This is a genomic window from Herbidospora yilanensis (assembly GCF_001570565.1).
Taxonomy (GTDB): domain Bacteria; phylum Actinomycetota; class Actinomycetes; order Streptosporangiales; family Streptosporangiaceae; genus Herbidospora; species Herbidospora yilanensis.
The window spans coordinates 47,909-61,510 of record NZ_BBXE01000020.1 but is presented as its reverse complement, the minus strand read 5'-3'; the positions used below and the strand labels follow the sequence as shown (position 1 = coordinate 61,510).

Annotated in this window: 9 protein-coding genes; 1 reads left to right on the top strand and 8 read right to left on the bottom strand. The window is 68.7% G+C overall.

Features of this window, described 5'->3' with window-relative positions; all coding sequences use genetic code 11:
* Positions 1 to 32: 32 nt before the first annotated feature.
* On the bottom strand, positions 33 to 764 hold the full coding sequence (locus AW273_RS14295; protein ID WP_062348795.1) for a hypothetical protein: 732 nt from the start codon (positions 762 to 764) through the stop codon (positions 33 to 35).
* On the opposite strand from AW273_RS14295, the gene AW273_RS14290 reads away from it, so the two are divergent.
* Positions 763 to 978 carry a hypothetical protein gene (locus AW273_RS14290; RefSeq protein ID WP_062348794.1) on the top strand — a complete coding sequence of 72 codons (216 nt, stop codon included), beginning with the start codon at positions 763 to 765 and terminating at the stop codon, positions 976 to 978. The genes AW273_RS14295 and AW273_RS14290 overlap by 2 nt on opposite strands.
* 276 nt (positions 979 to 1,254) lie before the next feature.
* On the opposite strand, the gene AW273_RS14285 is transcribed toward AW273_RS14290, so the two are convergent.
* Genes AW273_RS14285 through AW273_RS14255 form a run of 7 tightly spaced genes read right to left on the bottom strand, consistent with a single transcriptional unit; the run spans position 1,255 to position 13,556 of the window.
* On the bottom strand, positions 1,255 to 4,083 hold the full coding sequence (locus AW273_RS14285; RefSeq protein WP_062348793.1) for a TIM-barrel domain-containing protein: 2,829 nt from the start codon (positions 4,081 to 4,083) through the stop codon (positions 1,255 to 1,257).
* Positions 4,080 to 7,343 carry a TIM-barrel domain-containing protein gene (locus AW273_RS14280; protein WP_062348792.1) on the bottom strand — a complete coding sequence of 1,088 codons (3,264 nt, stop codon included), beginning with the start codon at positions 7,341 to 7,343 and terminating at the stop codon, positions 4,080 to 4,082. Before AW273_RS14280 ends, AW273_RS14285 begins: the two co-directional genes overlap by 4 nt.
* On the bottom strand, positions 7,340 to 9,484 hold the full coding sequence (locus AW273_RS14275) for a glycoside hydrolase family 31 protein (RefSeq protein WP_062348791.1): 2,145 nt from the start codon (positions 9,482 to 9,484) through the stop codon (positions 7,340 to 7,342). The genes AW273_RS14280 and AW273_RS14275 overlap by 4 nt, the downstream gene beginning before the upstream one ends.
* Positions 9,481 to 10,524, bottom strand: a complete 1,044-nt coding sequence (locus tag AW273_RS14270; RefSeq protein ID WP_198168143.1) for a glycoside hydrolase family 15 protein — start codon at positions 10,522 to 10,524, stop codon at positions 9,481 to 9,483. Before AW273_RS14270 ends, AW273_RS14275 begins: the two co-directional genes overlap by 4 nt.
* 24 nt (positions 10,525 to 10,548) lie before the next feature.
* Complete coding sequence (locus AW273_RS14265; RefSeq protein ID WP_062348789.1) at positions 10,549 to 11,808, bottom strand: ABC transporter substrate-binding protein; 1,260 nt, start codon at positions 11,806 to 11,808, stop codon at positions 10,549 to 10,551.
* A gap of 19 nt (positions 11,809 to 11,827) precedes the next feature.
* Positions 11,828 to 12,634, bottom strand: coding sequence for a carbohydrate ABC transporter permease (locus tag AW273_RS14260; RefSeq protein ID WP_062348788.1), 807 nt, complete (start codon positions 12,632 to 12,634; stop codon positions 11,828 to 11,830).
* Complete coding sequence (locus tag AW273_RS14255; RefSeq protein ID WP_232327400.1) at positions 12,627 to 13,556, bottom strand: carbohydrate ABC transporter permease; 930 nt, start codon at positions 13,554 to 13,556, stop codon at positions 12,627 to 12,629. Before AW273_RS14255 ends, AW273_RS14260 begins: the two co-directional genes overlap by 8 nt.
* Positions 13,557 to 13,602 lie beyond the last annotated feature (46 nt).

Sequence of the window (13,602 nt, the reverse complement as noted above, 5' to 3'; positions counted from 1 at the left end):
CGGCGCAGAACTCGGGCAGCGAGGCGTGGCGGTCAGCCGGGCCGGCTTGTGTCGCGCGGGTGACAATCTCGTGCAGAGGGCCGTGGAGGTGGTCGCCGAGGAAGAGCCGGGCGGCCCATGGTGAAGACGCCGGCGCGCTGGTCGATGAGGGCGCCCGGGGTGAACTCCTCCGATGCCATGAAGCGGGAGGAGCCGAATATGCGGCCCATGTCGTTGCGGTAGGGCTCGGGACGGTAGTCGTCCAGGTCGATCAGGGACAGGCGGTGGGGCGTGAAGTCGTAAAGGAGACAACCGTCGTAGAAGTCCCCGGCGACCTCGCCGGCCCGGTCGAGCAGGTCGTGGACGTCGACGACCGTGTCGAGGGCGGTGAGGACGCGGACGGGCGGCAGGGCGAGGAAGCGCCGGTAGGCGGAGGCGGGGTCGTCGCGGTGCTCGCGTGGCACGCCGACCAGTTCGCCGTCGGCCCAGTCGTAGACGAGCATCGGGCCGTGCGCCGAGTCGATGACCGCGCGGAGAGCCGGTAGCGCGGGGTGCCGGTAGGCCCGGGCGAGCCGGACCGCGTTGCGCAGCAGGTCGACGCGCTGGGCGTGGGTGAGAAAGGGAGTGTCGTCGGGGTGGCCCGCGGTCTTCACGAAGTGGCGGTGGCCGTCGGCGGCGACGCCGTAGGAGACGTTGCCGGAGTCCTGCCGGTCGAACCGGGCGAAGACCGTTCCCAGCCGCGCGAGGTGGCGCTCGGGATGTTCATCGGAGATCGTGATCGGCATGACCGGTTCCCTCTCGGACGAAGAGTTCCAAGATCTGCTCGGCCTGTTGCGGCGACTGTCCGAACACGACGTGGACCAGTTCCTGCTGTGGAAGACGCAGACCACCTATGGCAAGGTCTACATCACCATCACGCGTGGCCTCCTACCGGGAATGTCGGATGAGTCCTACCACGACTTACCTCCGGCCGGTGGTCAGGGGCCGAAGAAGGCATGAAGAGTAACAAAGGCGATCTGTGAATCCCCGCCGGCAAGATGGCTACGAGGCCGCTCTCCCTGCGGTACGGGAGCATGTGGACAAGTAGGCGTGGGCGCCCGAACACGTACGCGCTCATCATGAAGGTGGGCCGGTCGAGGAAGCTCAAGATGGCTTGCGATGCCGAAGGTGTCACAGTATGTCCAGAAAGATCTCCACGCGGTCAAATGTGATGGTCGAATACGAAATGTGCCCGGATCCGAGAATCCGGGCACATTTCCTAATCGTGTGGCGATGTCAGAATGAGCCTGAGGTCGTCCCTCCCGATCCGCTCGCCGGTGCCGTGAACACCGTGTTCCCGCCCGGTTCCCAAGCGTCAGCCGTGTCCGGGAACCCGGCCTCCTGCCGTTTCACGCACTTCCACTCGACCGAAGCCCCAGGCGGCAGCTTCGAGATGGTCCCCGTCCACGTCGGATAAGAGGTAGGCGAAAGTTTGACCGCGCTGGCCACCGACCACGCCCCGAGCTGCGGCACGTTCCCCACCGCGTAAACCGACTGTCCGGAAACCGTCGTCCCCGCTGCGCAACTGAACGTCATCGACGACGGCGTCTGCCCGGTGGTGAACGCGAACGTCTTCGCCGTCCCGACCGCCACCGATGCCGACTTGGCGACGATCACGCCGCCACCCGCGTTGTACCACCCGCTGGAGGCCGCGTCGAAAGCGGTCTTGGAGGAGTACTGCGTGAGTGCCGACCCGTTCAGGGTCACCGCGCTGGCCTGCGTGTCCGCCACCAGTTCCACCACGTTCGAGCGCGAGGAAGGCGCTCCGGTGTACGTCCCGGAAGAGGCCGCGACCGTCACGGTCGCCACCGACCCCGAGACAGACTGGCTCAACGCGGTGGTCCGCACCGAGCCGGTCTTGTAGCCGGTGGAGGACCCGTCGTCCTCGTAGAGGGTGAAGGAGCTCGCGGTCGGCGACGCGTAGACCCGTGCGACGAGCTCGTTCCGCGTGGAGGCGTCGGTGCGCTTTCCGACGACGTTCATGGTCTTGTCGTCCACGAACATCTTGGGAATGATCGCCCCGGCCCGTGCGAACGTCGGCAGCCGGAACTCGCCGTTCACCCACAGCGGTCGGTCGTTGAACCACTGGCCGGTGGAGACGAGCTTCTCGTTGGTCGCGTAGTCATACCAGGTCCCCGCGGGCAGGTACATGTTCCGCGACCGCTCGTTCGCCCCGGCCACGACCCCGACCAGCAGGTCCTTGCCGATCAGTTTCTCGTTGCCCATCTCCCGGACGTTCGTGTCGTTCTGGTACTGGTACACCAGCGGCGGCACCACCGGCTCGCCCGTGAGGTAGGCCCGGTGCGCCAGCGAGTAGTAGTACGGCGTCAGCTCATACCGCCGCCGCAGGTTCCCCAGGTTGCTGGCCACGTGCCCGATCGAGTCCGGCGAGGTCGCCGCGCAGTTGCACAGGTTCTCGGTGTGCGGGCGCAGCGGCACGTCGAACCAGGCGCCGTTGGCGAACCACTGCGTGTAGAGCTCGTTCAGGTCGCTGTCGAGCATCTCGCGCCGGAATCCGCCGATGTCGGAGCCGTAGTAGTCGATCCCGGACATCGACATGTGCATCTGGGCGTTCTGCTGCTGGGCCAGCGCGGTCAGCTTCGACCCGATGTCGGCCGACCACATCGCCACACCGTGCCGCTGCATGCCGCCCGCGCCCGACCGCGCGAGCATGAACGGCCGCTTCGTGCCCGAAGCGTAGTTCCGCGCGATGCTCTCGGCCCACTTCAGGTTGTAGACGTTGTGGTAGTCGGCGTGCGCGTGCTTGCCCGGCATGACCCCGGAGACCCAGTCGGCGGGGTCGTACATCTCCGGTTCGCCCAGGTCGAGCCAGTGCCCCAGAATGCCCTGATTACTAAGAGCCTGACGTTTCAGACCATGCCAATAGTCGCCGGCCGCGTTCTGCGTCCAGTCGATCATCCCGCCGCGGCCCCACCAGTCGTTGGTGGTCAGGTAGGTCGGCGCGCACGACGAGCAGCCCGCCCGCACCAGATAGCCGCGTGAGGCCATGTCGGCGTGTTCGGGGCGGTTCTTGCCGATGTACGACTCCTCGATCGTCATCAGCCCGACACCCTGGTTCGTCGAATAGTCGGCGATCTTCGTGGCCGGAGCCGGGAAGTCGGTCGTGTCCCACGTCAGCGAGCCCATCAGCGTGTTGTCCGACCCGGCCGTCACCCCGCCGAACCACGGCAGGTCGAGCACGAACCCGTCCACGGGGAACTTGGCCGTGCGCAGCCCGGCCAGCCGGTTGTCGATCTCGGTCCAGTCGTCGTAGCCGAACTCCGACACCCACAGGCCGAACGCCTTCTTCGGCGGCACCGGCGGGCGGCCGGTCAGCTCCAGGTAGTCCTTGCGCAGGTCGGGCAGGTCGGGGCCGGTCATCGTGTACCACCGGAGCTGGTCGCCCCAGGTGTCGATGGTCCACGGGTCGCCGTTGAGGTTCCACTCCTGCTTGTAGACCTGGTCCAGGAACAGGCCGTAGTTCAGGTTGGACGCCCCCACCGCGAACAGCACCGGGATCTGGGTGTTGCCCACGGGGCCGTTGTCGGGGTCCCAGACCATGGCGTTGCCGTAGGCGCCGCCGGGCGACCGGGTCCGGCCGACCCAGTCGCCGTCGGCGCTGCCGCCGGTGAAGAACTGCTGGCCGAGGCCGTAGGCGTGCTGGATGGAGCCCTTCGTCACCGAGAGCCCCTTCCACGCCTGTGAGAGGTTGCGCGGGCAGGCCTCGTAGAGCAGCCGGGTCGGGTCGGAGACCTTGACGCAGAGCGTCCCGGCGGTGACCTCCACCTTCATGGACGCCGTCGTGATGACGTTCCCGACCTGGTTGAACGACGTCGGCCCGGTGTAGTCGGTCTTCGCCACCTGGGGGGTGGTGAAGATCGGCGAACCCGTGCCGGGGCTGGTGCCCTGGGCGAGCTCGAAGTGCACCAGGTCGTCGTCGAGGAACTCGGCGATCAGGTACGTCGACCCGCTGGTGAACTGCACCCGCTGGACGGCGGCCTGGGCGGGCAGGGCGACCAGGAAGCTGCTCGCCAGAACCACGAATACCGTGAGAAGTCGTCTCATGGCCGCGCCACCACCAGGTTGTCCAGGTTGATGCCGTTGGACGCGTACTCGATCTTGATCGAGCGTGCTCCGGCCGTGAGGTTGGTCGTGAGCGTCGCGGTGCCCCAGGTGTCCCAGTTCGGCAGGGCGGGCAGGTTGAGCGTGCCGACCGAGACCCCGTCCACGTAGACGGTCCGCGTCGAGGCGACCGTCGTCGAGTAGCGGAACTTGAGCTGGTGGCTGCCGGTCGCGTCGGCCCTGAGCTGGAAGGTCACCGAGTCGCCCGAGGAGGCGAAGCCGTCGACGAAACCGGTGCCGGTGTAGCCGGCGTGGTTGGTGTTGGTCGAGACGCCGACGCCGGCGCCGAACTCGGCCTCGTAGGCCGCCTTGTCGACCCCGTTCAGGGTGACCGACCGCGCGGAGACGCTGGAGGCCAGCTTCACGTACGTGAGCTGCTGCACCGGGTCCCACCACCAGCCCTCGGAGGCCGACTGGAGCGCGGCCAGGGAGGCCCGCGCGGTCGCGCCGGTCACCGACGACGGCTGCGTCGAGGCGACCTGGAGCGTGCTGGTCGTGGTCAGCGCGGGCACCGAGACGCCGACCGTGTGCGCGGCCCAGTTCTCGGTCGAGGTGATCGTCCGGTTCAGCCCCGCCGAGTCCTCGAAGTAGGAGTACGACGAGCTGCCCGACGGGTAGATGCGGAACACCAGGTTGGCGTAGGACGACACGCTGTTCGAGATGTTCCCGCCCAGCTCGTAACCCGCGTTGAGGTTCAGCGGGATGATCGCCCCGGCCTTCGCGTAGACGGGGATCGTGTCCAGCCCGGCGTTGTAGGTCTTCGTCCCGGGGCCGGTGAACCGGCCGCCGTTCCACAGGTCGTACCACTCACCCGACGGCAGGTAGACGTTCTTCGACGTCGCCCCGGCCGTGGTGATCGGCGCGACGAGGAGCTGCGGGCCGAACATGTACTGCTGGTCGAGGGCGGCGGCCGTGGAGTCGGACGGGAAGGCGAAGCTCATCGCCCGCATCATCGGCACACCGGTCACCGACGACGACTTGGCCTCGGTGTAGAGGTAGGGGATCAGGTTCATCCGCACGTTGGCGAACTTGCGGAAGTACGGGATCACGTTCGTGTTGCCGGTCCGGGCCTGCACGTTCCACGGGGTGCGCGCCTCGGAGACGCCGGGATTGGCCTTCTCCGAGTGGTACTGCATGATCGGCGAGAACGCCGCCTGCGCCGCCGACCGCAGATAGAGCTCCGCGCTCGGGAAGTCGCCGGTGAACCCGGCCATGTCCCACGCGGTGTAGGGCACGCCCGACTGCCCGGCGGAGAGCTGCGCCCGCACGGCCTCCTGGAACGCCGGGAACGAGGAGTTCTGGTCGCCGGCCCAGAAGATGGAGGTCGACTGCGCCCCGGCGGTGCCGGCCCGGCTGAAGATCGTGCCGTCCGGCTTCTTGCCCTTGACGTAGGTGTTGTACGCCGACAGGTAGGAGTTCGGGTAGGCGTTGTGCATCTCGTCGCCCTTGCGGCCGTCGGCGAACGAGACGTTCCGGCCGAAGATCGCCTCGGAGCCGTCGGTCTTGAATCCGTCGATGCCGACGTCGTCCATCAGGTAGTCGCGCTTGCTCATCCACCAGCTCCGCGCGGCGGAGGAGGTGAAGTCGGGCACCATGCTGTCGCCGAACCACTGGCCCGTCGGCACCCGGTAGACGCCGCCCGGCTGCGCGGCGACATAGCCCTGCGCCTGCGCGTAGGCCTTGTCGTTGAGGTGCTGCTGCGGGGCGGTCGACGGGTTGGTGTCGAAGTTCTCCTTGAACACCGGGATCTGCCACAGGATGACCTTGATGCCCTTGGAATGGGCGTCGTCGACCATCGCCTTCGGGTTGCTCCACGCCGTCCCCGGCGGGAACGTCAGATCGCTCAGCGCGAGTTTCCCGCTGCCGGGTTTCGCCGTGTACGTCGCGCCGTGCCAGACGTAGAAGGTCGCCTCGTCGCTCCACTGCTCCAGCACGATCGCCGAGTGGGGGATGTTGTGCGTCGTCGGGTTGGCGAGTTCGGCCGTGACCTCCGACTGGGTGTTCCACTCGTTGGCCGACATCCAGAGCCCGAACGCCCACTTGGGTGGCAGTTGCGGCCGGCCGGTCACCGCGGTGTAGTCGTCGACGATCTCCGTGGGGGTGCCCGCGAAGAAGTGGTAGTCGAGCGTCGAGTTCAGCGCGCCGTTCGTGTCGACGGTGAATCCGGCCAGGTCGCTCAGGTGGGTGTTCAGGTTGAAGACCGAGTAGCGGGTCGAGGGGAGGTAGACGCCGTATCCGGCCGAGTTCAGGAAGAAGGGCACCGAGAGGTAGGTGCGCCGCCACGACCCCTGGTCTCGGTACTGGTTGTAGACGTAGTTGTGCACGTCGGTGCCGCGCTGGTCGAGGCGGTCGTAGCGTTCGCCGAAGCCCTCGAAGCGTTCACCGGCCGGCGACAGGAAGTGGTCCTCGATCTTCGTGATCGTCGACACGCCGTCGCTGGCCCAGCCGATGTTCCGGAACACCGACGGGTCGTACTGCCGCGTGATCAGGGTCGTGCCGTCGCCCTTGTAGACCGACAGGCGGTAGGGCGTCTTCTGGATCTTCAGCACCAGGGACGGCGTCGAGATCTGGAGGGTGGAGGCCGAGTTGGTGACCGTGTAGCCGGACACGCCGGTGATGTTCAGGCCGCTGCCGGAAGGGGCGATCTGGGTGCGGAACCGGTCGAGCGCGGGGAAGGCGAAGCGGATCTTCGGCGTGAACGACCCCGCCGAGTCGCCGGTCGTCACGTCGACGCTGGTGCCGTTGTTCACGTACGACACCACGTTGGTGACCGTCGACCACGACGTCACCTTGAACGTGAACGGGCCCACGCTGCGCTGCCCGCCGCCGTTGACGTCGGCGTTGACGGTGTAGGAGATCGAGTCGCCCCGCGCGAACGAGCCCATGTTGATGCGCCAGTAGGTGTTGTCGCCCTGGTTGTAGTCCCAGGCGGCGCCGATCGGGGTCTGCGCGACGCCGTTCTTCGTCCAGGTGATCCAGACGGTCTGACCCGGCTCGATCGGCCAGGTCGTGGCCTTGAGGGTGACGGCCTCCCCGGCCATCGGGTCGCGGGGAGAGCGCTCGGTCGGCTCGGTGGAGTAGAGGTCGTCGATGCCGGTCGGGTTGTGGTGCACACCGCTGAGGGCGGCCGCGGGAAGGGCATACAACATCGTGGTCAGCAGCGCCAGGACCACGACGGTGACGCCCGAGCGTAACCGGGTCATGCGAACATTCCTTTCAGACGCGGCCAGTGCTCGGAGGCGCAGAGCACTGGAGGACGCTCGATGGGCGCGGGAAGGACGACCTCCCGCCCACCGTTGAGCACCGCGCCGGTCCACACGTCCACCCACTCGCCCGAGGGCAGGTAGGCGGCGATCTCGGTGGCGCCCGGCGTGGTGACGGGGACGACGAGCAGCGCGTCGCCCAGCTTGAACTGCAGGGGGTACGACCACAACTCGTGTTCCATGTGGTCGAAGAACAGGCCCCGCATGAGCGGCTTCCCGCCGCGTACCGCGACCGCCGCCTGCTCGGTCAGGTAGGGCACCAGCCGCTCCCTGAGCTTGGCGAACTCCCGGAAGACCGGGATGACCCCGTCGTCGCCGGTCTGTTCGGCGATGTTCCAGGGCGTGCGGTCGCGGACGGGGGTGCGGTGGTGGTTGAACTCGGAGTGGTACTGCATGATCGGCATGAACGCCGAGGTGCCGGCCGCGCGCAGGTAGAGCTCGGCGGTGGGCAGGTCGCCGGAGAACCCGGCCAGGTCCCAGCCCCAGTAGACGATCCCGCACGCCGAGGCGGTGATCCCGGCGCGGATCGACGACTCGAAGGCGGTCCACGTCGAGTCCTCGTCGCCGGCCCAGAACGCGCCGTGCGGCTGCGAGCCGGTGAACCCGGCCCGGCTGAACGTCACCGGGGCCTTGCCGCAGGACCGCAGCAGGTCGCCGAAGGCGCGCGCGTAGTGGACGGGGAACAGGCCGTTCCCGTCGTCGCCGCGGCGGCCGTCGGCGTAGCGCAGGTCGTGGCCCCACGCGTGCTCGCCGCCGTCGGTCTTGAACCCGTCGACGCCCAGTTCGGAGACGAGGTAGGCGCGCTTGGCCGTCCACCAGTCCCGGACCTCCTGCGAGGACAGGTCGGGCATCAGCGCCAGCGGGAACCACCAGCCCCGGTTCCGGTAGGGCTTCCCGTTCGCCTCGCGGACGCCGTAGCCCTTCTCGACCAGTTGCCGCGCGTCGACCGCCGCCTGGTGGCGGGGGTGCGGGCGCGTCTTCTGCAGCGGGATCTGCCAGAGCAGCACCTTGACGTCCCGGTCGTGCAGCTCGTCGATCATGCCCTTCGGGTCGGGCCACGGGCCGTCGGCGGGGAAGGCGTAGTCCTTCAGGGAGTGCGGTTCCTCCGACGGCTCGTAGACCGCGCCGCGGAAGGCCGTGAAGGTCGTCTCGTCCGACCACGCCTCGATGACCAGGGCTCCGACCGGGATGTCGTGCTCGCGGTGCCGGTCCATCTCGTGCAGCACCCGGGCCTGGGTGTTCCACTCGTTGCCGCTGGCCCAGAGCCGGAACACCCAGGAGGGCAGCTCCGTCGGGTGGCCGACCTCGTCGAGGAAGGCCGCCAGCACGGCGGCGGGCCGGCCGTCGTAGAAGACGATCTCCAGCTCGTCGCCGGAGATCTCCGCCTCGATCGTCAGCAGGTCGCCCTCGGTGGAGTACCAGGTGCGCCGCGACGTCCGCACGTGGAAGCCCCACGGCTCGTCGCCGACGACGAAGGCGAAGGGCATCGGCAGGTACGTCCTGTTGGCCGCCCCCTGCCCCTTGTACTGCTCGAACACGACCGCGTCGAGGTCGTTGCCCCGCTGGTCGACGGCGTTGAACCGCTCCCCGAACCCGACCAGGTGATCACCGGGCGCGAGCCGCACCACGAACCGGACCCGGCGCGGCCCGTCGGCGTCGACCAGTTGCTCCACCGATCCGGGCACCACCCGGTCGGTCCCGACGACAGTGATCTTCCCGGGCAGCCACCGCGCCGCCGACACCTCGAACCACCGGGTGGCACGGCCCGGCTCCCGGAACCGGTAGCGGTAGCGATTCCCGAACACCAGCGGAGGTGTGGTCACCGTCCACGACCCGCTGGCGGCGCGGGCCGCCTTGGCCTGGGCGGCGGCCAGGTGCCCGCCGTCGGTGACGACCGGGCCCTCACCCGCGAACGCGGGCGACATGGGCAGGTCGGCGCCGTCCCACTCGCAGACCACCTCGGCGGCCGACGAGCGGACCCGGAGCTCGACGGCCTCGCCGTCGAGCGGCAGCGGCGGAACCCGCTGGTCCTCCGACTCGGCGTAGGGGTGGCCGGAGCCGTAGGGGCGATGACGGATCAAAGTTCGGCTCCCAGCATCAGGTACATCCCGTGCGACCACAGCAGGGGGGTGGCGACCGTCCCCCAGCGCCGCAGCCACTCGTCATATCGGTCGGGGAAGAGCAGCACGTCGGAGACCTGCTCGGGCAGGTCGCCGGTGGGCAGGGCCTGCGCGGCCATCCAGCCGAGGTAGCGCCGGGCCTCGTCGGGACGTCCGGCCGCGGCGTGGTTCAGGCCGAGGAACCCGGCCAGCAGCACCCACCGGCCGCCGCCGTAGAAGGTGTCGGCCCGGTAGCGGTACACCCCGCCGTCGTGCGCGAGCTGCCGCTCGACCTCGGCGACGGTCGCGACGGCCACGGGGTGGTCGGGGGCGTACACGCCGAAGGGGGCGACGCACGCCAGCAGGCTGGCGTCGACCTCGTCGGAGCCCAGCCACTTGCGCAGGTGGCCCTTCTCGGAGACGCCCTCGGCGGCGATCAGCGCCTCGACGCCGCCGATCGCCTCCTTGATCTCCGGGTTCGCCGCCCCGAGCGAGATCGCGGCCCGCAGCCCGGCGTGGATCGCGCCGAGCGTGGCCACGTGGCGCTGGTCGACGTGCTCCTCCCACCAGTCGTAGCAGGGGCTGTCCCAGAACGCCGACAGGTAGCGGGCCGCGACCTGGACCGCGTCGAGGGGAACCGGGGTGTCGAAACGCCGGACGTGCTCGGCGAGCTGCCACAACCACGTGCCGTAGCCGTCGAGCTGGTGGTCCCACCACTCGTCGGCGCCGTCGGCGCCGTCGAGGGTGAACCGGGTCGGCAGCATCTCCCCAGGTGAGAGCGTCTCGTCATGGCGTCTGTCGATCAGGTCGTCGACCTGCGCGGCGCGTGCGGAGATGACCCGCGCGCACCACTGGTGGAAGGCGGTGACCGAGGCCTCCTCGCCCGCGCGGGACATGCCCTCCGCGATGAACGCGCCATCGCGGAGCCACGCGTAACCCGCATAGGCCGAGAAGGTCGGGCACGCCGGATAGGCCCCCGAGGGCGACTGATTCTCGCGGATCACCTGGACGCTGCGAGACATCAAGTCGATCATGCTGGTTCTCTCCTAGCCGAGAAGGGCGTCGACCTTGGACGCGGCTTCGGTCAGGGCCTCTTCGACCGACTTGCGGCCGGCCGCGGCCTCGGTGAGCTCCTGGGTGACGGCGTCCTGCATCTCCTGCTGGCGGGCGATGACCGGCGGCAGGGCGATGTTGTCCAGCGAGTCGAAGACGGCCTGGCGGTTGGCCGGGACGGGGTCCTTCAGGTAACCCTGCAGCACGGCCTGGTCCGACACCGGCGGCAACTCCCACGAGCTGGCGATCCGGGTCGTCGCGGCCACGTTCGAGCTGCTCAGGAACTTGGCCCAGGCGTACGCCTCACGCGGGTGCTTCGTCGTGGCGGAGGCGGCCACCGAGTTGTGGAACACGGCGCTGGCCTTCTGGCTGTCGCCCGGCTCGACGACGACGTCCCACTGGAACGGCACGTCCTTCAGCCCGGCGAACTGCCAGATGCCGTTGTGCCACATCGCGAGCTTGCCCGACTTGAACAGGTTGGTGTCGAAGTCGGCGGTGCCGCCGATCTCGGCCTCGGTCGGCATGGTCTTGCCGACCTTGTCGACCAGCCACTTGGCCGCCTTGACGCCCTGCGGGCTGTCGAACGTCGACTTCCCGCCGCTCATGAACTCGCCGCCGGCCTGCTTGAGCGCCTTGTAGAACTCGAAGAAGGTCACCGGCTGGAAGTCGCCGTACACCTTGGCGCCCTTGTCGGTGAGCTTCTCGGCGGCGGCCTGCTCGTCGGCCCACGTCCAGTCGGCGGTGGGCAGCGGGACGCCGGCCTTCTCGAACAGGTCCTTGTTGTAGAGCAGGACGACCGTGGAGAACGACGCCGGGAGCGCGTACTGCTTGCCGTCGTGCTTGAAGGCGTTCAGCGATTCGGTGGCGTAGCCGGAGGTGTCGGTGTCGCCGCCCGCCGTGCCCAGGTCGAGCAGGCTGCCCGCGCCGGCGTAGGTGACGAAGTTCTCGTAGTTGAGCTCGAAGGTGTCCGGGGCGGTCTGGCCGGCGAGGCTGGTCTGGAGCTTGGTGAAGTACTGGTCGTACGGGGCCGTCTCCACCTGCACGTCGACGGTGGGGTTCTCCTTCTCGAACGCCGCCACGATCGTGTCGAGGTCTTTCACGTGGTCGGGGGCGGCGGAGAAGGTGAAGTAGCGCAGGGTGACCTTGCCGCCTTCGGCGGGCTCCGTCGTGCGGGTCGCCGAGCCCTGGGAGCAGGCGGTGGCGAGCAGGGCGGTGATCAGGGTCGCCGCGGCGACCCGGGCTGATCCGGCCATGGGGGGTTCCTTCGTGTTGTTATTTCAGCCCTGACTGGGCCACGGACGCGATGACGTGCTTCTGGGCGAAGAGGTAGAGGACGAGGATCGGGACGACGCTGACGACCGACCCGGCCATCACGACGTTCCACTCGGTGGTGAACTGGCCGTGCAGGTTGGCCAGGCCCAGCGGGAGGGTCATGAACTCGGGCGACCTGATGATCACCAGCGGCCACAGGTAGCTGTTCCAGCTCGCCATGAACCCGAAGATGGCGAACGTGGCGAGGGCCGGGCGGATCAGCGGCAGCACGACCAGGGCGAAGATCCGGAAATGCCCGGCCCCGTCGAGCACCGCGGCCTCGTCGAACTCCTTCGGCACCTGCTGGACGGCCTGCCGCAGCAGGAACACGCCGAACGCCGAGGCGATCGTCGGGGCCAGGACCGCGAAGTAGGTGTCGGTCAGGTTGAACGTCCGCATCTCGATGAACAGCGGCACGACCAGCACCTGGAGCGGCACCATCAGGGTCGCCAGGTAGACGGCGAACAGCGCGCCCCGGCCGGGGAACGGCAACCGGGCGAAGGCGTAGGCCGCCATCGAGCTCGTGACGAGCTGGAAGACGGTCGAGGCGACGGCGATCCAGAGGCTGTTGAACATGATCCGCCAGAACGGCATGGTCTCCAGCAGCCGTTCGTAGGCGCCGAAGCCCGCGTCGTCGGGGGTGAAGTCGGGCGGGGTCTGCAACACCGCCCCCGCCGGGGTCAGCGACGTGATCACCGCCCAGGCGAACGGGAACAGCATGACCAGGGCGCCGAGCACGACGACGACGTACTTGCCTGCTTTAGCCATAGTTCACCCACCGGCGCTGGCCCCGGACCTGGATCAGCGTGACCACCAGCACGACCGCGAACAGCAGCCACGACAGGGCGGACGCCTCACCGGCGCGGCCGTACTTGAAGGTCAGGTTGTAGACCTGCTCGACGACGACCTGGGTCGCGCCGGCCGGTCCGCCGCCGGTCATGACGTGGACCTGGTCGAAGACCTGGAACCCGTTGATCAGCGAGATGACGACGACGAAGAACGTGCTGGGCGACAGCAGCGGGAGGGTGACGCGCCGGAAGCGCTGCCAGGCGTTGGCCCCGTCGACCCGGGCCGCCTCCAGGTACTCCTTCGGGATGGCCTGCAGCCCCGCCAGCAGGATGATCATCACGAAGCCGAGGTCCTTCCAGGCCGAGGCGAGGATGATCGAGGGCATCGCCCAGTCGGGGTCGGTCCACCACCCGGGGCCTTCGAGGCCGACCAGCCCGATCGCCCAGTTGACGATGCCCGAGGCCGGGTTGAGCAGCCACTTCCACAACAGCGCCACGACCACCCACGACGTGACGACGGGCAGGAAGTAGATCGCCCGGAAGATGTCGCGGCCCTTCATGGCCCGGTTGAGCAGCATCGCCAGGCCCAGGCCGCCCGCGTAGACGAGCGGCAGATAACCGGCGATGAAGTAGAGCGTGTGGCCGAACGCGGCCCGGGTCTCCTCGCCGGCCAGCAGGCCGGCGTAGTTGTCCAGGCCGACCCACTTCATCGGCGTGATCAGGTCCCACTCGTGGAGCGAGGTCCAGAGCGAGCCCGCCATGGGGATCAGCGTGAACAGCAGCAGCGGGACCGCGGAGGGCAGCAGGAAGACGGCGACCGTGAGGGCGTGGCGAAGGCGCTTTTTCGGCGGCCGGACGGGCTGCCGGGCCGGAACTTTCGGCGGGGCCTCGGTGAGAGTCACACCGCACCTCCGGGCCGGGCCGTGGGCCGGCGTCTCGTCTTCTGAC

What these genes read in the sequence shown, in the direction of transcription:
- AW273_RS14270 (WP_198168143.1), bottom strand. Translation starts at nt 10,524, where the DNA reads ATGTCTCGCAGCGTCCAGGTGATCCGCGAGAATCAGTCGCCCTCGGGG.
- AW273_RS14280 (WP_062348792.1), bottom strand. Translation starts at nt 7,343, where the DNA reads ATGACCCGGTTACGCTCGGGCGTCACCGTCGTGGTCCTGGCGCTGCTG.
- AW273_RS14290 (WP_062348794.1), top strand. Translation starts at nt 763, where the DNA reads ATGACCGGTTCCCTCTCGGACGAAGAGTTCCAAGATCTGCTCGGCCTG.
- AW273_RS14260 (WP_062348788.1), bottom strand. Translation starts at nt 12,634, where the DNA reads ATGGCTAAAGCAGGCAAGTACGTCGTCGTCGTGCTCGGCGCCCTGGTC.
- AW273_RS14295 (WP_062348795.1), bottom strand. Translation starts at nt 764, where the DNA reads ATGCCGATCACGATCTCCGATGAACATCCCGAGCGCCACCTCGCGCGG.
- AW273_RS14285 (WP_062348793.1), bottom strand. Translation starts at nt 4,083, where the DNA reads ATGAGACGACTTCTCACGGTATTCGTGGTTCTGGCGAGCAGCTTCCTG.
- AW273_RS14265 (WP_062348789.1), bottom strand. Translation starts at nt 11,808, where the DNA reads ATGGCCGGATCAGCCCGGGTCGCCGCGGCGACCCTGATCACCGCCCTG.